This window comes from Mycobacterium sp. MOTT36Y (genome assembly GCF_000262165.1).
GTDB classification, from domain to species: domain Bacteria; phylum Actinomycetota; class Actinomycetes; order Mycobacteriales; family Mycobacteriaceae; genus Mycobacterium; species Mycobacterium intracellulare.
This window is the reverse complement of record NC_017904.1, coordinates 3,503,402-3,520,005: the sequence shown is the minus strand read 5'-3', so window position 1 is coordinate 3,520,005 and position 16,604 is coordinate 3,503,402. Positions and strand designations below refer to the sequence as shown.

Here is a 16,604-nt window from a genome sequence, read left to right as displayed (position 1 = left end):
GGGACAATCGGTCTACGTTTCGCGATGCGCCGCCATGGCGGCTTCGCGCTGAGCCTTCTCTTTGACGTGGGTCGAGCAGCAATGCACGATCTCGCAATGGTAGCGGTCACTGCACTCGTGCGAACAATAGACCGATGCGGCCGGGAGCCACTCCGGATCGGATAGGTCACGCCGCCGGGCATCCGGGTCGAACGTGTGGCCGCAATGCACGCAGGTCTTGGTCTTGACCATACTGGTCAGAATACGCGCGGCTGCCCTGAATCGGTGCTGGTTTCTTATCGCTAGCGGACAATTTCCGTTTCGAAAACAGGTGGCGGCCATTTCAAAATAATTTCGTTGCGCTTGCAAATTAACTATCTTCTGAAAACCGAGCCGTCGTCGTCGATTCTCACTGCAAAGTCGGTTCACTCACCCGGGTGAATACGGTGCCGGGGTGATGACAGCTCACCCCGCCTGGCCGCAGTCTCACTACAGATCGGACGGGATTGCTACCCCGGTTGGGGGCTCGTCAGGAGACCGGGAAGGGACCCGAGCATGCATTTTGACGGCAAGAAGGTCATCGTTGTCGGGGGCAGTGCGGGCATGGGCCGGCAGGTCGCTCTCGATGTCGTCGACCATGGCGGCAGCGCGGTGATCGTGGGACGCTCGAAAGCCCGTGTCGACGACACCGTCGCCGACCTGACGGGCCGGCGTGGCCACGCCTGGGGCATCGCCGCCGAGCTGACCGACCGCGCTGCGATCGCCGATGTGCGGCGCGCGCTTGCCGAACAGCACAGCGATGCGACCCTTTTGGTCAACGCGGCCGGATTCTTCATCCCCAGGCCGTTTCTCGATTACGACGCGCAGTTCTACGACTCCTACATGGAGCTCAACCACGCACTGTTCTTCCTGACTCAGACCGTCGTTGCGGGGATGGTCGCCAGGGGCGAGGGCGGGGCCATCGTCAACATCGGCAGCATGTGGGCGCATCAAGCCATCGGCCGGACCCCATCGGCGGGGCATTCCATGCAAAAGGCCGGGCTGCATGCGCTCACCCACAACTTGGCCATCGAGCTTGCCGGGCACAAGATCCGCGTCAACGCGGTGGCACCGGCCGCGGTGAAGACCCCTGCCCTCGAGCGATGGGTCCCGAAGGACGAGATCGACGCCACGCTAGAGACGTTCGCGCCGTTTCATCCCTTGGGACGGGTCGGCACCGCCGCCGACGTCGCCAACGCCGTGACGTATCTGCTGTCGGACGAGGCCAGTTGGGTCACCGGCGCAATCCTCAACGTTGACGGCGGCGTCATGGCCGGCCGCAACTGATCGAACACGCGCTACCGAGAAGCCCATCCGGTGTTGGTCTATCGCTTCGGGCCGCAGACCGAACTTTCGCCCGACTCAGTCGATGAGCGCAACCGGGGAAGGGTAATCACGAATGCCGACGTTGCTTGATCTTGGGCGAGCGCCAATATCGTTGGGGCCGTGCTTGTTACCGCGTGATCGTCGTGACCGGATCGTACTGACGGAACGGGTGGACCGCATGTCGCGGCGCTCCACGTCGTGTGGGCTTGGCCGCGACGAGGAGGGACCCCGATGAGCGACGCCTATGTCCTCGGCGGAGTGCGCACGCCGTTTGCCCGCTACGGGGGTGCGCTATCGGCGATCCGTGCCGACGACCTGTTGGGCATGACGCTCAAGGGCGCATGCGAACGGGCGGGCGTTCCCCTGGATGCCGTCGAAGATGTCCACGCCGGATGCGTGAACCCCGCCCATGAGGGGATGGGTGATATCGCACGATGGGCCGCACTTGCCGCTGGGTTTCCCGACAGCGTCGCGGGCTTGACGGTGAATCGGTTCTGCGGCTCGTCGTTGAGTGCGGCGGTGAGTATCAGCCATGCCATCAAGGCCGGCGATCTGGGCCTGGGCATCGCGTGCGGGGTCGAATCGATGTCGCGCTCGGGTTGGGCGCTGATGAAGGGGGACGCGGCCTTCAACCCCCGCGGTCCGGTGTTGATGCTCGACACGATGTGGAGTGGTGCGGGCGGTCCGCCGAATCCAGTGTTGCTGGCGCGCAACGCCTACCTCAGCATGATCGAGACGGCGCAGAATGTCGCGGATCGCTATTCGCTGAGCCGTCGGGAGATTGACGCGTTTGCGCTGCGCTCGCAGCGCCACGCCAAAGCCGCTCGCGATCGGGGGAGGCTGGCCAAAGAGATCATGGCAGTGTCGATCCCGGCTACCAAGAAGACGGCGGCGCGCGTGGTTGAGCATGACGAGTTCATCCGTGATGACACCACGGCGGAGGCGCTGGCGGCACTTCCGGCCCAGCCGGGCACCACGCAGATGACGGCGGCGAACTCCTCGCCCCTGAGCGACGGCGCGAGCGCGGTACTCATCGGTTCGAAGGAGCGCGCGGCCGACTTGGGCCTGCAGCCGTTGGCCAAGATGGTGTCGAGCGCCGTCCATGGGATCGATCCGCTGATCATGGGGATAGCTCCAGCGTGGGCGATGCCGGCGGCGATCCGGCGTGCCGGCCTGACCCCGCAACAGATCGATGTCTGGGAGATCCACGAGGCGTTCAGCGCGCAAGCCTTGGGGGTGCTGCGGGAGTTGCCCAACCAACTCGACGGCTTTGTCGTGCCCGATGACAAGCTCACGCCCAACGGTGGCGCGGTCGCGATCGGGCATCCGTTTGGCGCGACCGGAGCGCGGTATTTGTTGACATTGTCCATTGAGCTACGGGAACGTGGCGCACGCTATGGCGTGATCGGGGTGTGCATCGGCTCGGGCCAAGGGGTGGCGGTAGTGGTGGAAAACCCTGATGCCGTGTAGCTTTCGGCCCCCTGGCGCAGCGCAGTCCGGCTTCATCGAGGCGAATCACCCGGACGATCGGAATTCGGATGATGACACCCCGGCGACTCTCACCGAGCATGAGGTCATCGCCCATGACCTCAGCTGCCACCCGTGACGATGCGGAAGGGATAGTGGATCGTGAGCGAATCGGCAACATCGATGGGCAGTATCGAACGCAGTGCCCACCATGGATTACAGACGATCATCACCGACAACGCCCAAGACAGTCGGTTCGAGGCCGCCGTCGACGGCCAGGTGATCGGTCGGCAGCCGTACCGCCGCTACCGCGCGCACATCGTTTTGATGGCCACCGAGGTCGATGCGCAATGGCGTGATCGGGGGGTCTCCTCGGCGATGATCAGTGGTGTGCTCACTCTGATCCGGAGGGCCGGACATACCGTCATCCCACGGTGCAAGGTCACGGCCGACTACATCCTGCGCCACCCCGAATATCGGGACCTGGTCGCCGACCAGTATCAAGGATTGCTCCGCCCGGTGTCGCGGCCGGCTCGCGACAGCCCCTAATCGCCCGCGCTTGTTCCGTGGCCGGCCGCCCGTCAGCGACGACGTAGTCGCCGCTCTGGTGAGCGTATTCTGCTGTGTGCGTTCAGTTTCGGAAGATGCGATTCCCTGATGGGAGGCAAGTCCACTCATAATGCGGACGCGTTCGATCTATCCCGCGAACAGCGGGCTTCCGCGAGCGCAGGCTCATCCGTCCACGCTCGGGTTCACTGCGGCGCACCACTCACCCGGGTGAATTGGTGGTTGGGGTGATGACAGCTCACCCGGCGTGGTTGCAGGTTCACTAAGAGCAGGACCGCGCAGGATTGCCCCCCGTTGTGCGGCGGCCGAGCTGAGCTGTTCAAGAGCCGTCGATACCGGGGACGGCGATGAACCGTCACGGAAAACCTAAAGGAGACCTCGATCATGCAGTGTGAGGCCAGATGGTTGTTTCGGTGACGACAGAAGAGTTGGGAAGGTGGAATTGACGTGGCAACTGACATCTTGAGGCCGGGCGGGCCACCCGCTAGGTCTGTCGGGCGCACCGAAGGCAAGTCGGTGTTCCAAGGCACTATCGGTGTCCGCCACATCCTCGACAAGCTTGATGCGGAGGGGCGCTTCTCGGTCCTCGAGCATCCGATGTCGCCACGAGCGCTGGCCGCACCGCTTCATCGCCACCACAACGAAGATGAGTACAGCTGGATCATCGAGGGACGTGTAGGAGCTTTGCTCGGCGATGAAGTGCTCTATGGCGGGCCCGCCGACTTCATCTTCAAGCCGCGGGGCCAATGGCATACGTTCTGGAATGCGGGTGACGAACCCGCCCGCATCCTCGAGATCATTTCCCCCGCAGGATTTGAGCAGTTCTTCGACGGGCTCACCGACCTTGGCGGTGTGGACAAGATATCGACGGAGAGCCTAGACGAACTCTGTGCACGCTACGAGCTGGAGATGGACGTCGACAGCGTGCCCGAACTCTGCAAACGCTTCGGCGTGAGATTCCCCGGTGAGCCCATTTGATGAAAGGAACCCCCGCATGTCCAAGCCCGAATTCTTCGATACGCCCGGGTACGGCGAGATTGCCCGCACCCGCAACCACTACCGCCAAGCTCTGCGCATCGGCGATCGCATCGAGATCTCCGGGCAGGGCGGCTGGGACGCGAATTTCACCTTGTCGGTCACATCCTTAGAGGACGAGATCGACAAGGCGTGTGACAACATCGAGAAAACCCTCGCCGAGGCGGGCGCCACCTGGGGCGACGTGGTGAACGTACACTCCTACCATGTCCCCACCGCCGACGATTCCATTGGCAGTCAACACATGTCGTTGATGGTGGACCAGTTCCGCAAGCGGCTCGGTGAACGGCAGCCGCTGTGGACCGCACTGGGCGTCGAGGCGCTCGCACTGGCCGGCCAGCGCGTCGAAATCGAGGTCGTCGCCATCGCCGGATTTGGCAGCAAGTAGACCGGTTCGGTCAAGAACAACTCGGAAAGGTCCATCATGAAGATCGTGGTCATCGGCGGTCGCGGGCTTATCGGCTCGAAGGTGGTGAGCCAGCTCAGCGCGCAAGGACACGACGTGCTCGTCGCCTCCCGCCGATCCGGTGTCGATTCACTCACCGGTGAAGGCCTGGCCGACGCCGTCGCCGGTGCGGACGTCCTGGTCGACGTCGCCGATTCGCCGGTGTTCGACGATGAACCCGTGATGCACTTCTTCACCACCGCGACCGCGAATCTTCTCGCTGCCGAACGGGAAGCGGGGGTCAAACACCACGTCGCGTTGTCCGTGGTGGGCGCGCAGAGCATGCCGGACAGCGGCTACAACACCGCGAAAGCCGCTCAGGAGAAGCTGATCAAGGATTCGGGCGTGCCTTATTCGATCGTGCGAGCAACTCCGTTCTACGAATTCGCGGTCGGCTTGGCCGATTCCGCCACGGACGGGGACATTGTCAGGTTGCCACCCGCACTGTTCCGTCCCATCGCCGCCGACGACGTCGCCACCGCCGTGGCCCGCGCGGCGGTCGAGCCCCCGAGCAACGGCGTGACGGAGATCGCCGGACCCGAAGCGATGGGAATGGACGACTTTGTCCGCACGGGCCTCGCCGCCGGCGGTGATCATCGACGGGTCGTGACCGACGCCCAGGCCCCGTACTTCGGCGCGGTGATCGACGATCACACCCTCGCACCCGACGACAACGCCACGATCTTCACCACTCGATACTCCGACTGGATCGATGCGCACCGCGCGTCGTAACCTCAGGCTGAGGCAGCGAATGTTGTTGGATGCGAACGACTCCGAACCGAAATCAACGTTCACCGTGCTGCAGGAAGTGCGGTCGCCGTCGATTCCGGCCGACGCCCACGTACTGACCGTCCTCATCAACCATCCACCCGGCGCCCCCGGAAACCCGCCGCATCGGCTTCCCGGCGGACCGGGATTCGGGTACATGATCGACGGGGAGATGCTGTTCGAGATCGAAGGTGAAGCGCCCCGCGTCCTCCGCGCGGGAGACGCGTTCTGGGGGGCCGGCGGCGACGTGATCCACTACCGGGACGCGAACAACCGCGCTGACATTCCTTGTAGCTTCGTCCTCACGTTGCTGTGTGTGCCGGGGCGACCGTTGCGCGAATGGGTTACCCAAGAGGAGCTCGAGGCGCGAAAGGGTTTGCGGGTCAACGGCTGAACGGCCGGCGGCCCGCTGCGCCCGGCTTCGCGCCGCCGCAGGCTAAAGGTGGAACGGCAGGTGGGGCAGATGCAGGTGGTGGTGGTGCGGGTGGCCCATGGGCGGGCACGTCTCCAAGCTGATCATCGCCGCGTGCAGCACACCGCCGTCTTGAGTTCCGTTAGCGCCCAGGCATTTACCGTTGGTGATCGCCTGGGCGTCCGACGGTGTCTGCCGTTGATATGAGGTCGATTCGGTGACGGTCACGGTGGTGGGCGCGCCCGGGCCGCCGGGGCCCAGCCCGGTGACGGTGATGGTGTTGCCCGACACCGACGCAACCGTCCCGTAGAACCCGGCCGGCGGCGGGCACTTGCCGTCCGCGGACGCGGTGACCGTCACCGCTTGCGCGGTGACCGCCCCGGGGGTCGGCGCGCTCTGCGGGGTGGCGCGGACGTTCACGCAGCTGCCGGGGGTCACGTCGGCCAGCTTGGCCGGGGTGACCTGGACAACCCTCGTCTCGGGCGTGTAATCCACACTCGCGGAGCCGGTTCGCGTCCGCAGCGCGATCGTGCCAGCCGACACCGACTGGACCATGCCCTCGACGTAATCCTTGCCGACCGGCGGCGGCGGGGGCGGCGCCGGCGGTGGCACCGCGCTCGGTGCGGCGCTGGGCGGGACGGCCGTGACGGCGGGCGGCGCGTTACTGCTCGACGTGTCGCGCGGGGAGTCGCACATGGCCACGCACAACGCGATGAAAACGATCACCGCGGCGATCGCGATGTGCGTCGGCCGGGGTTTCAGTGAAGCGGCACGCACAGACTCTTCTCCATCACATGTTCGCCCTCGTGGCCAATCACCCCCGGCGGGCGCGGTTTTCGCTCGCGCCCGCCGGCGGTGACGGCAATCTCAGCTGGCTCGAGCCTGGGTCATCCACCCTGGCCGGGCTGCTTGGGCTTGCCGCATTTGCCGTCGACGGCCTGTCGTAGCTTGATGCTCGTCGCCTGCAGCGCGCCGCCGCTGTCCGTGGTTCCGCGCGCGGACAGGCACTTGCCCGGCGCGATCGCTTCGGTGTTCGCGCTGGTCTGCTTGGTGTATTTGGTCTTGTCGTCGACCGTGACCGTCGTCTGCGTGGTGTTTCCGCTGGCATCCGTGCCGGTCAGGTTGATGGTGTTGCCCGACACCGACGCAACCGAACCCCGCACCCAGGCCGGCTTGGCGGGGGCCGGCGACGGCGAGCCGGACGGCGGTGTGCTGCTGGCCCCGCCGGGGGTGGACTCGTGCGGTTTGGGGCAGGTGCCGTTGACGGACTCGCTGATCTTGACCTTCGCGGCCGTCACCGGCTGCCCGGGCGCCGATCCCTCGGTGGGCTTCACGCTGAGGCAGCTGCCCTGGGTCACGTCGGGCAGGCCGGCCGGAACGGCCTCGGTGATCTTGGTGGTCGAGGTGAAGTTCACCGCGGCGGTCGCGTTGTCTTCCTTGGTGACCTGGATGGAGTTGCCGGCCACCGACGCGATAAGGCCGCTGACCTTAGCTTCGGCGTTCGGGGTGGACGAGGGGGCCGCCGAGGTCACGGTGGACGTCGACGTCGAGGTCGAGGTGGAGGTGGAGCTGGATTTGTTCGACGAGCCGCAGGCGGACAGGGACAGGGCGGTGGCCCCCGCGACCGCGAATACCGCGAAGCGCGTGAGCCGGGGCACGGCACAGCTGGCAGACATCAACGTTTCTCCATTCGTCGGTGAGAGCGAACGTCATGGTTTACCCATTTGAGCTGTGCGTAACCTGTGACCGTCAGAAGGCCTCTTCGGGCACCCTCATGATCTCGTCGTCGATGGCCTCGATGACCGTGCGCAGGGAGGTCAGCTTCGGCAACATGTTCTTGGCGAAGAACGTCGCGGTCGCGACCTTGCCCTGATAGAACGGTTCGTCAGCGCCCGCCGCGCCGTCGGTCAGCGCGCGGTGGGCGACGCCGGCCTGCACCAGCAATCGCCAGCCGATCAGCAGATCGCCCACGGCGAGCAGAAACCGCACCGAGGCCAGCCCCACCTTGTAGATGTCGGTGGGCTGTTGGGCGGCGGACATCAGATAACCGGTCAGTGCGCCGGTCATCGCCGTGACGTCGTCGTACGCGGTCTGCAGGAGTTGGGCGACCGGCTTGAGGGCCTCGTCGCAGTCGTCGATGGTCGCGGTGATCTGAGTCGTCAGGAACTGCAGGGCCTGGCCCCGATCGCGCACGATCTTGCGGAAAAAGAAGTCGAGCGCCTGGATGGCGGTGGTGCCCTCGTAGAGCGAGTCGATCTTGGAATCGCGGATGTACTGCTCGAGCGGGTAGTCGGACAGGAAGCCCGAACCGCCCAGTGTCTGCAGCGATTCGGTCAGCACCTCATACGCCCGCTCCGAGCTCACGCCCTTGACGATGGGCAGCAGCAGATCGTCGATCCGGTGCGCCATGTCGTGATCGGCGCCCGAAACACGTTGGGCCACCGCGTCATCCTGGTGTGCGGCGGCGTACATGTAGAGCGCCCGCAGGCCCTCGGCGTAGGCCTTCTGGGTCATCAGGCTGCGGCGCACGTCGGGGTGGTGGATGATCGTGACCCGCGGCGCGGTCTTGTCGGACATCTGCGTCAGGTCCGCACCCTGCACCCGCTCCTTGGCGAAAGCCAGCGCGTTCAGATAACCGGTGGACAGCGTGCCGGCGGCCTTGACGCCGATCGTCATGCGCGCGTGCTCGATCACGGTGAACATCTGCGCGATGCCCCGGTGCACGTCGCCGACCAAGTAGCCGACGGCGGGCACATCGGTTGCGCCAAAGGTCAATTCGCACGTGGGCGAGGACTTGATGCCCATCTTGTGTTCCAGGCCGGTGACGAAAACCCCGTTGCGCGAACCGAGTTCGAATGTGTCCGGGTCGAACAGATAGTTGGGCACATAGAACAGGCTCAGGCCTTTGGTGCCCGGACCCGCGCCCTCGGGGCGGGCCAGCACCAGGTGGAAGATGTTCTCGGCGGTGTCGCCCACGTCGCCGCCGGAGATGAACCGCTTGACGCCCTCGATGTGCCAGGTGCCGTCGGGCTGTTCGAAGGCCTTGGCGCGTCCGGCGCCGACGTCAGAACCCGCGTCGGGTTCGGTGAGCACCATGGTGGCCGCCCAGCCGCGCTCGACGCCCTCGGCGGCCCAGCGCCGCTGCTGCTCGTTGCCCTCGATGTACAGGGCCTGGGCCATCAACGGGCCGAGGCAGAAGAAGTTCGCCGACGGGTTGGCGCAGATGATCATCTCGTTGACCCCCCACGCCAGCGGCGGGGGTGCGGCCATGCCGCCGATCTCCTCGGCCAGCATCAACCGCCACCAGCCGGCCTCCTTGATCGCCTGCACCGTCTTGGCCAGCTCGTCGGGCACGCTGATGGTGTGCTCGGCCGGGTCGAACTCCGGTGGGTTGCGGTCGGCGAAGGCGAAGGATTCGGCGACCGGGCCCTCGGCGAGGCGGGCGGCCTCGGCCAATATCGTGCGGACCGTCTCCTCGTCGAGTTCGCTGTAGCCCCCGGTGCCCAGGACGGCGCCGATGTCGAGGACCTCGAAGAGGTTGAACTCGAGATCACGGACGTTTGCGATGTAGTGGCCCAACGCGATTCCCTCACTGGTTCATTGGGGCGGCGGATGGTCAGGCCCAGTCTGTCGGACGCGGGAAAACGTACGCAACCGTAACCAGCGCCGGGCGCGGCGCCGGCGGGGCGGGAACACCGTGTCGGCGCCGGGCGTTATGGCAAATGTGACAACACTCGATCTCACCGCTGAGAAGTTCAACGAAACCATCGAGGGCAACGAGATTGTGCTCGTCGACTTCTGGGCGTCCTGGTGTGGTCCATGCCGCCAGTTCGGCCCCACGTTCCAGGCCTCCTCGGAGAAACATCCCGACATTGTGCACGCCAAGGTCGACACCGAGGCCGAACAGCAGCTGGCCGCGGCCGCCCAGATCCGGTCCATCCCCACGCTGATGGCCTTCAAGAAGGGCAAACTGCTGTTCAACCAGCCGGGTGCGCTGCCTCCCGCCGCCCTGGAGGACCTGGTTCAGCAGGTCCGGGCGTTCGACATCGACGCCGCCGAAGCCGGCCCGGCCGAGTAAGCGCGACACCGCGCCGGCGTCGGCCACGCGCTAGGTTGCATGGGTGAGTTTGGTACTGGTAGACCACCCGCGGCCCGGCGTCGCGCTGATAACCCTCAACCGGCCCGAGCGGATGAACTCCATGGCGTTCGACGTCATGGTCCCGCTCAAGGAGGCCCTGGAAAAGGTCAGGTACGACAACGCGGTGCGCGTCGTCGTCCTCACCGGGGCCGGCCGGGGCTTTTCCTCGGGGGCTGATCACAAGTCCGCTGGTTCGGTGCCCCACGTCGAGGGGCTGACCCGCCCCACCTATGCGCTGCGCTCCATGGAGATTCTCGACGAGGTCATCCTGGGTTTGCGGCGGTTGCACCAGCCGGTGATCGCCGCGGTCAACGGCCCCGCCATCGGCGGCGGCCTGTGCCTGGCGCTGGCCGCCGACATCCGCGTGGCCTCCACCACCGCGTACTTCCGCGCCGCCGGCATCAACAACGGGCTGACGGCCAGCGAACTGGGGTTGTCCTACCTGCTGCCGCGGGCCATCGGGTCGTCGCGGGCGTTCGAGATCATGCTGACCGGGCGCGACATCACCGCCGAGGAGGCCGAGCGCATCGGGCTGGTGTCCTGCCAGGTGCCCGACAAGCAGTTGCTGGACACCTGCTACGCCATCGCCGCGCGGATCGCGGCGTTCTCGCGGCCGGGCGTCGAGTTGACCAAGCGCACGCTGTGGAGTGGACTGGACGCCGGTAGCCTGGAAGGGCACATGCAAGCCGAAGGCTTGGGACAGCTTTTCGTCCGCCTGCTCACCGCCAACTTCGAAGAAGCGGTTGCCGCACGCGCAGAACGACGACCAGCGGTATTCACCGACGACAAATAGGCGTCTTTTCAACTCGGGAGAGCGATCGTGATCACGGCCACGGACCTGGAGGTCCGCGCTGGCGCGCGCATCCTGCTCTCGCCCGACGGCCCCGATCTGCGGGTCCAGCCCGGCGACCGCATCGGCCTGGTCGGCCGCAACGGCGCCGGCAAGACCACCACCCTGCGCATCCTGGCGGGGGAGACCGAGCCGTACGCCGGGTCGATCACCCGCACCGGCGAAATCGGTTATCTGCCACAGGATCCCAAAGAGGGCGACCTCGACGTGCTGGCCCGCGACCGGGTCCTGTCGGCCCGCGGGTTGGACGTGTTGCTCACCGACCTGGAAAAGCAGCAGGCGTTGATGGCCGAGGTCGCCGACGACGACGCCCGCGACCGCGCGATCCGTCGGTACGGGCAGCTCGAGGAGCGTTTCGTGGCCCTGGGCGGCTACGGCGCGGAGAGCGAAGCCAGCCGCATCTGCGCCAGTCTCGGCCTGCCGGAACGGGTGCTGACCCAGCAGCTGCGCACCCTGTCCGGGGGGCAGCGCCGCCGGGTGGAATTGGCGCGCATCCTGTTCGCCGCCTCCGAGGGCGGAGCGGGAACCTCGGGCTCGGAGACAACGCTGTTGCTCGACGAGCCCACCAACCACCTCGATGCGGATTCCATCGGCTGGTTGCGCGATTTCCTGCGGGCCCACACCGGCGGGCTGGTGATCATCAGCCACAACGTCGAATTGCTCGCCGACGTCGTCAACCGGGTGTGGTTTCTGGATGCCGTGCGCGGCGAGGCCGACGTCTACAACATGGGCTGGCAGAAATACCTGGACGCGCGCGCGACCGACGAGCAGCGCCGCCGCCGGGAGCGCGCCAACGCCGAACGCAAGGCCGCCGCGCTGCGCACCCAGGCCGCGAAGCTCGGCGCCAAGGCCACCAAAGCCGTTGCGGCCCAGAACATGTTGCGCCGCGCCGACCGGATGATGGCCGCGCTCGACGAGGAGCGCGTCGCCGACAAGGTGGCCCGCATCAAGTTCCCGACGCCGGCCGCCTGCGGGCGCACGCCGCTGGTCGCCAAGGGGCTGAGCAAGTCCTACGGGTCGCTGGAGGTGTTCACCGGCGTCGATCTGGCGATCGACCGCGGCTCGCGGGTGGTGGTGCTGGGGCTGAACGGCGCCGGCAAGACCACACTGCTGAGGCTGCTGGCCGGCACCGAGACCCCCGACACCGGAGGGCTCGAGCCCGGGCACGGCCTGCGGATCGGCTACTTCGCGCAGGAGCACGACACCCTCGACAACGACGCGAGCGTGTGGGACAACATCCGCCACGCCGCACCGGATTCGGGCGAGCAGGACCTGCGCGGCCTGCTGGGCGCGTTCATGTTCAGCGGTCCGCAGCTCGACCAATTGGCGGGCACCCTGTCCGGCGGTGAGAAAACGCGGCTCGCGCTGGCCGGTTTGGTGGCGTCGACCGCCAACGTCTTGTTGCTCGACGAACCGACGAACAACCTCGATCCGGCGTCGCGCGAGCAGGTGCTCGACGCGCTGCGCAGTTACCAGGGCGCGGTGGTGCTGGTGACGCACGACCCCGGCGCCGCCGAGGCCCTCGACCCGCAACGAGTGGTGCTGCTACCGGACGGCACCGAGGACTACTGGTCCGACGAATACCGGGATCTCATCGAGCTCGCCTGATTTTGCGAGCCGCGGCCCCAAGGCGATTTGGCGAAATTCGCCCGCGCCCGACGACGGCTTCTTACTCTAGGTTTCTTGCGGTCGTGTCCCGGTCTCGGAGGAGCCATGAGAAGAGCAACGCACAGGTCGGCCAAGGCGCGCGACCAGTTGTTGGACGAGCTACGCCACGCCTACGAAGGCGGGGCCAGCATCCGCAGCCTGGTTGCCACGACCGGTAGGTCGTACGGGTCGATCCACAGCCTGCTGCGGGAGTCGGGTACCACGATGCGCAGCCGCGGCGGCCCCAACCGGACCGCGAAGGCGGCGCGGGCCTAACCTCGAGAACCTCCAAAATCACTGCGCCGCATCGAGTTCTCGACCAGGTCGAGCACCGAGGCCAGGCGTTGCGGGTCCTCGCCGGACGCCAACCGCGCCACCAGGCCGTCGAGCACCAACTCCAGATAGCACTGCAGTACGTCGCCGGGCACGTCGTCGCGCACCCGGTGCGCCTCCGTCTGCCGGCGCAACCGATCGGTGGTCGCCGCCGCCAGCTCGGCCGAACGCTCCGCCCAGCCGCGGCTGAACGCGGGATCGTTGCGCAGCTTGCGGGCGATCTCCAATCTGGTGGCCAGCCAGTCGAACTGGTCGGGCGCGGCCAGCATGTCCCGCATCACCTGGATCAGTCCCGCGCGGGAGGCCACGTCGGCCATCCGCTCGGCGTCCTCGTGGGCGAGTGCGAAAAACAGCGCGTCCTTGTCCCGGAAATGGTGGAAGATGGCGCCGCGCGACATCCCGATCGCCTTCTCCAGGCGGCGCACCGTCGCCTTGTCGTAGCCGAATTCGGCAAAGCAGCGGCGGGCGCCGTCGAGGATCTGGCGGCGGCGAGCCGCCAGATGGTCCTCGCTGACTTTGGGCACGAGTGGCTGGGCCGGTCTCGCGCTAGTCCGACTTCTGGCCCGACTTCAGCATGTTGCGCAGCACGTACTGCAGGATGCCGCCGTTGCGGTAGTAGTCGGCCTCGCCGGGGGTGTCGATGCGCACCACCGCGTCGAACTCCACTGCGTCCGAACCGTCCTTGCTTGCCTTGACCTTCACCGTCTTCGGCGTCTTGCCGTCGTTGAGCGCCTCGATACCGGTGATGTCGAACACCTCGGTGCCGTCCAGCCCCAGATCCTTGGCGGACTTGCCGTCGGGGAACTGCAACGGGATCACGCCCATACCGATCAGGTTGGACCGGTGGATCCGCTCGAAGGACTCGGCGATCACCGCGCGCACCCCGAGCAGCCGGGTTCCCTTGGCCGCCCAGTCACGCGACGAGCCCGACCCGTACTCCTTGCCGCCCAGCACCACCAGCGGAATGTCTTGCGCCGCATAGTTTTGCGCCGCGTCGTAGATGAACGCCTGCGGCGCGTCATCCTGGGTGAAGTCGCGGGTGTAACCGCCGGACACATCGTCGAGCAGCAGGTTGCGCAGCCTGATGTTGGCGAACGTGCCACGGATCATCACCTCGTGGTTGCCGCGCCGCGAGCCGAAGGAGTTGTAGTCCTTGCGCTCCACGCCGTGGTCGTCGAGGTACTGCGCCGCCGGGGTGCCCGGCTTGATGCTGCTGGCGGGGGAGATGTGGTCGGTGGTCACCGAATCACCGAGCAGCGCCAGCACCCGCGCGCCGGTGATGTCGGCGACCGGCTCGGGCTCGGCGGGCATCCCGTCGAAGTACGGGGGCTTGCGCACGTACGTCGAATCCGGGTTCCACTCAAAGGTGTTGCCGCTCGGCGTGGGCAGGTTGCGCCAGCGCTCGTCGCCCTTGAAGACGTCGGCGTAGTTTTTGGTGAACATCTCCTGGTTGATCGCCGAGGCGATGGTGTCGGAGACGTCCTTCTGCGACGGCCAGATGTCTTTGAGGAAGACGTCATTGCCGTCCTTGTCCTTGCCGAGCGGCTGCTCGTCGAAGTCGAAGTCCATGGTGCCGGCGAGCGCATAGGCGATCACCAGCGGCGGCGACGCCAGGTAATTCATCTTCACGTCGGGGTTGATGCGGCCCTCGAAGTTGCGGTTGCCCGAGAGCACCGCGGCCACCGAAAGGTCGTTGTCGTTGATCGCCTTCGAAATGTCCTCGGGCAGCGGGCCGGAGTTACCGATGCACGTGGTGCAGCCGTAGCCGACCAGATAGAAGCCCAACTTCTCCAGATACGGCCACAGGCCGGCCTTGTCGTAATAGTCGTGGACCACCTGGGAGCCCGGGGCCATGGTGGTTTTCACCCATGGCTTGGAGACCAAGCCCTTTTCGACGGCGTTGCGCGCCAGCAGCGCGGCGCCCAGCATCACCTCGGGGTTGGAGGTGTTGGTGCACGACGTGACGGCGGCGATCACCACCGCGCCGTGGTCGAGCACGAACTCGCCGAGTTCGTCGGACTTAACCGTCACCGGGCTGCTCACCCGGCCCTTGGAGTGCGCGGCGGCCGATTGCACCTTGTGGTCGTCGGCGTGGCCGTTGGTCGCCTGCCCCGGGTCACTGGCCGGGAACGACTCATCGACAACCTCGTCGAGCTTGGAGTATTCCTTCTTGTCGGGGTCGTCACCGACGTAGTCGCAAATCTGCTCGCGGAACGTGGATTTCGCGTCGGCCAGCGCGATCCGGTCCTGCGGACGCTTGGGGCCGGCGATGGACGGCACCACGTCGGAGAGGTCGAGTTCGATGTATTCGGAGTACTCGGGCTCGTGCTTGGGGTCGTGCCACATGCCCTGTTCCTTGGCGTAGGCCTCGACCAGCGCCAGCTGCTCGTCGGAGCGGCCGGTGAAGCGCAGGTAGGAGATGGTCTCCTCGTCGACCGGGAAAATCGCTGCGGTGGAACCGAATTCGGGGCTCATGTTGCCCAGGGTGGCTCGGTTGGCCAGCGGCACCTCGGCCACGCCCTCGCCGTAGAACTCGACGAACTTGCCGACCACGCCGTGGTGGCGCAGCATTTCGGTCACGGTCAGCACGACGTCGGTCGCCGTCACGCCGGGCTGTATCTCGCCGGTCAACTTGAAGCCGACCACGCGGGGGATCAGCATCGACACCGGCTGGCCGAGCATCGCGGCCTCGGCCTCGATGCCGCCCACGCCCCATCCGAGCACACCGAGGCCGTTGACCATCGTGGTGTGCGAGTCGGTCCCCACGCAGGTGTCGGGGTAGGCCACCACTGTGCCTTGCGCGTCCGCGCGAGACATCACCACTTTGGCGAGGTATTCGATGTTGACCTGGTGCACGATGCCGGTGCCCGGGGGCACCACCTTGAAGTCCTGGAACGCCCCCTGGCCCCAGCGCAGGAACTGGTAGCGCTCCCCGTTGCGCTGGTACTCGATCTCGACGTTGCGCTCGAACGAGTCGGCGGTGCCGAACAGGTCGGCGATCACGGAGTGGTCGATCACCAGGTCGGCCGGCGCGAGCGGGTTGACCTTTTCCGGGTCGCCGCCGAGCTCGCCGATCGCCTCGCGCATGGTGGCCAAGTCGACGATGCACGGCACGCCGGTGAAGTCCTGCATCACGACGCGCGCCGGGGTGTATTGGATCTCAATGCTGGGCTCCGCCTTGGGATCCCAGTTCGCGATGGCCTCGATGTGGTCCTTGGTGATGTTGCTGCCGTCCTCGTTGCGCAGCAGGTTCTCGGCCAGGACTTTGAGGCTGTAGGGCAGCTTCTCGGTATTGGGGACGGCGTCGAGGCGATAGATCTGGTAACTCTTGTCGCCGACCTCGAGGGTGTTGCGGGCTCCGAATGAGTTCACAGAATCAGTCACTTCAACTCCCAAGGATTTAGTTCTAGCGCCGACGGGCTGAGTGTCGGCGGATCGTCCAAAACGATCATGCAACTTTAACAGTACGCTTGTCCTGCATTACTACGGCAGTCCTGATTGCAGTCTTATCGCGGTGGCCGCCGGTTAAACCTTCGCGTGCGCCCGAATCTCGCCGGGATGAACGCGGCGCGATCGGCGCCGGGCGCGATGCGGCGCC

18 protein-coding genes are annotated in these 16,604 nt (G+C 66.2%); 12 read left to right on the top strand and 6 right to left on the bottom strand.

What is annotated here, in order from left to right; genetic code table 11:
* Positions 1 to 12: 12 nt before the first annotated feature.
* The gene (locus tag W7S_RS15615; protein WP_009955746.1) at positions 13 to 231 is read right to left on the bottom strand and encodes a hypothetical protein; all 219 of its coding nucleotides are present in this window, start codon (positions 229 to 231) and stop codon (positions 13 to 15) included.
* Between the two features lie 303 nt (positions 232 to 534).
* On the opposite strand from W7S_RS15615, the gene W7S_RS15610 reads away from it, so the two are divergent.
* From W7S_RS15610 to W7S_RS15580, 7 genes are all read left to right on the top strand, one after another.
* Positions 535 to 1,305: an SDR family NAD(P)-dependent oxidoreductase gene (locus W7S_RS15610; RefSeq protein WP_014711985.1), complete on the top strand. Its 771-nt coding sequence runs from the start codon at positions 535 to 537 to the stop codon at positions 1,303 to 1,305.
* 270 nt (positions 1,306 to 1,575) lie between these two features.
* The gene (locus W7S_RS15605) at positions 1,576 to 2,814 is read left to right on the top strand and encodes a thiolase family protein (RefSeq protein WP_014711984.1); all 1,239 of its coding nucleotides are present in this window, start codon (positions 1,576 to 1,578) and stop codon (positions 2,812 to 2,814) included.
* A 159-nt stretch (positions 2,815 to 2,973) separates the two neighbouring features.
* The gene (locus tag W7S_RS15600; protein ID WP_014711983.1) at positions 2,974 to 3,360 is read left to right on the top strand and encodes a GNAT family N-acetyltransferase; all 387 of its coding nucleotides are present in this window, start codon (positions 2,974 to 2,976) and stop codon (positions 3,358 to 3,360) included.
* Positions 3,361 to 3,825: 465 nt separating this feature from the next.
* Complete coding sequence (locus W7S_RS15595; RefSeq protein ID WP_238535813.1) at positions 3,826 to 4,356, top strand: cupin domain-containing protein; 531 nt, start codon at positions 3,826 to 3,828, stop codon at positions 4,354 to 4,356.
* Positions 4,357 to 4,372: 16 nt separating this feature from the next.
* Entirely contained in the window at positions 4,373 to 4,801 is a 429-nt protein-coding gene (locus W7S_RS15590; protein WP_008258002.1) for a Rid family hydrolase, read from the top strand.
* Between the two features lie 36 nt (positions 4,802 to 4,837).
* Complete coding sequence (locus tag W7S_RS15585; protein WP_008258001.1) at positions 4,838 to 5,590, top strand: SDR family oxidoreductase; 753 nt, start codon at positions 4,838 to 4,840, stop codon at positions 5,588 to 5,590.
* A 19-nt stretch (positions 5,591 to 5,609) separates the two neighbouring features.
* The gene (locus tag W7S_RS15580) at positions 5,610 to 6,020 is read left to right on the top strand and encodes a cupin domain-containing protein (RefSeq protein ID WP_008258000.1); all 411 of its coding nucleotides are present in this window, start codon (positions 5,610 to 5,612) and stop codon (positions 6,018 to 6,020) included.
* Positions 6,021 to 6,062: 42 nt separating this feature from the next.
* Here W7S_RS15580 and W7S_RS15575 read toward each other — a convergent pair whose 3' ends face one another.
* Positions 6,063 to 6,800: a DUF5666 domain-containing protein gene (locus tag W7S_RS15575; RefSeq protein WP_014380449.1), complete on the bottom strand. Its 738-nt coding sequence runs from the start codon at positions 6,798 to 6,800 to the stop codon at positions 6,063 to 6,065.
* A gap of 125 nt (positions 6,801 to 6,925) precedes the next feature.
* Positions 6,926 to 7,504 (bottom strand): DUF5666 domain-containing protein, encoded by a 579-nt coding sequence (locus W7S_RS15570; protein WP_008257998.1) that lies wholly within the window; start codon positions 7,502 to 7,504, stop codon positions 6,926 to 6,928.
* Here W7S_RS15570 and W7S_RS27590 point away from each other — a divergent pair.
* The gene (locus W7S_RS27590) at positions 7,488 to 7,766 is read left to right on the top strand and encodes a hypothetical protein (protein ID WP_014380448.1); all 279 of its coding nucleotides are present in this window, start codon (positions 7,488 to 7,490) and stop codon (positions 7,764 to 7,766) included. The two genes, W7S_RS15570 and W7S_RS27590, sit on opposite strands and share 17 nt — an antisense overlap.
* 21 nt (positions 7,767 to 7,787) lie before the next feature.
* Here the strand turns inward: W7S_RS27590 and W7S_RS15560 are convergent, their stop codons facing one another.
* Positions 7,788 to 9,617, bottom strand: coding sequence for an acyl-CoA dehydrogenase (locus W7S_RS15560; RefSeq protein ID WP_014711981.1), 1,830 nt, complete (start codon positions 9,615 to 9,617; stop codon positions 7,788 to 7,790).
* 145 nt (positions 9,618 to 9,762) lie between these two features.
* Here W7S_RS15560 and trxA point away from each other — a divergent pair, with 145 nt between their 5' ends.
* The 4 genes from trxA to W7S_RS15540 all read left to right on the top strand — a co-directional run bounded on the left by trxA (position 9,763) and on the right by W7S_RS15540 (position 12,949).
* On the top strand, positions 9,763 to 10,116 hold the full coding sequence (trxA, locus tag W7S_RS15555; protein WP_014711980.1) for a thioredoxin: 354 nt from the start codon (positions 9,763 to 9,765) through the stop codon (positions 10,114 to 10,116).
* 43 nt (positions 10,117 to 10,159) lie between these two features.
* Positions 10,160 to 10,969 (top strand): enoyl-CoA hydratase, encoded by an 810-nt coding sequence (locus W7S_RS15550; RefSeq protein ID WP_008257990.1) that lies wholly within the window; start codon positions 10,160 to 10,162, stop codon positions 10,967 to 10,969.
* A 27-nt stretch (positions 10,970 to 10,996) separates the two neighbouring features.
* A complete protein-coding gene (locus W7S_RS15545; protein WP_014385196.1) occupies positions 10,997 to 12,634 on the top strand; it encodes an ABC-F family ATP-binding cassette domain-containing protein in 1,638 nt (545 codons plus the stop codon).
* 105 nt (positions 12,635 to 12,739) lie between these two features.
* Positions 12,740 to 12,949, top strand: coding sequence for a helix-turn-helix domain-containing protein (locus W7S_RS15540; protein ID WP_014711979.1), 210 nt, complete (start codon positions 12,740 to 12,742; stop codon positions 12,947 to 12,949).
* Here W7S_RS15540 and W7S_RS15535 read toward each other — a convergent pair.
* The gene (locus W7S_RS15535; protein ID WP_014711978.1) at positions 12,946 to 13,530 is read right to left on the bottom strand and encodes a TetR/AcrR family transcriptional regulator; all 585 of its coding nucleotides are present in this window, start codon (positions 13,528 to 13,530) and stop codon (positions 12,946 to 12,948) included. The genes W7S_RS15540 and W7S_RS15535 overlap by 4 nt on opposite strands.
* Before the next feature lie 22 nt (positions 13,531 to 13,552).
* On the bottom strand, positions 13,553 to 16,390 hold the full coding sequence (gene acnA / locus W7S_RS15530) for an aconitate hydratase AcnA (protein ID WP_041297905.1): 2,838 nt from the start codon (positions 16,388 to 16,390) through the stop codon (positions 13,553 to 13,555).
* Between the last annotated feature and the right edge of the window lie 214 nt (positions 16,391 to 16,604).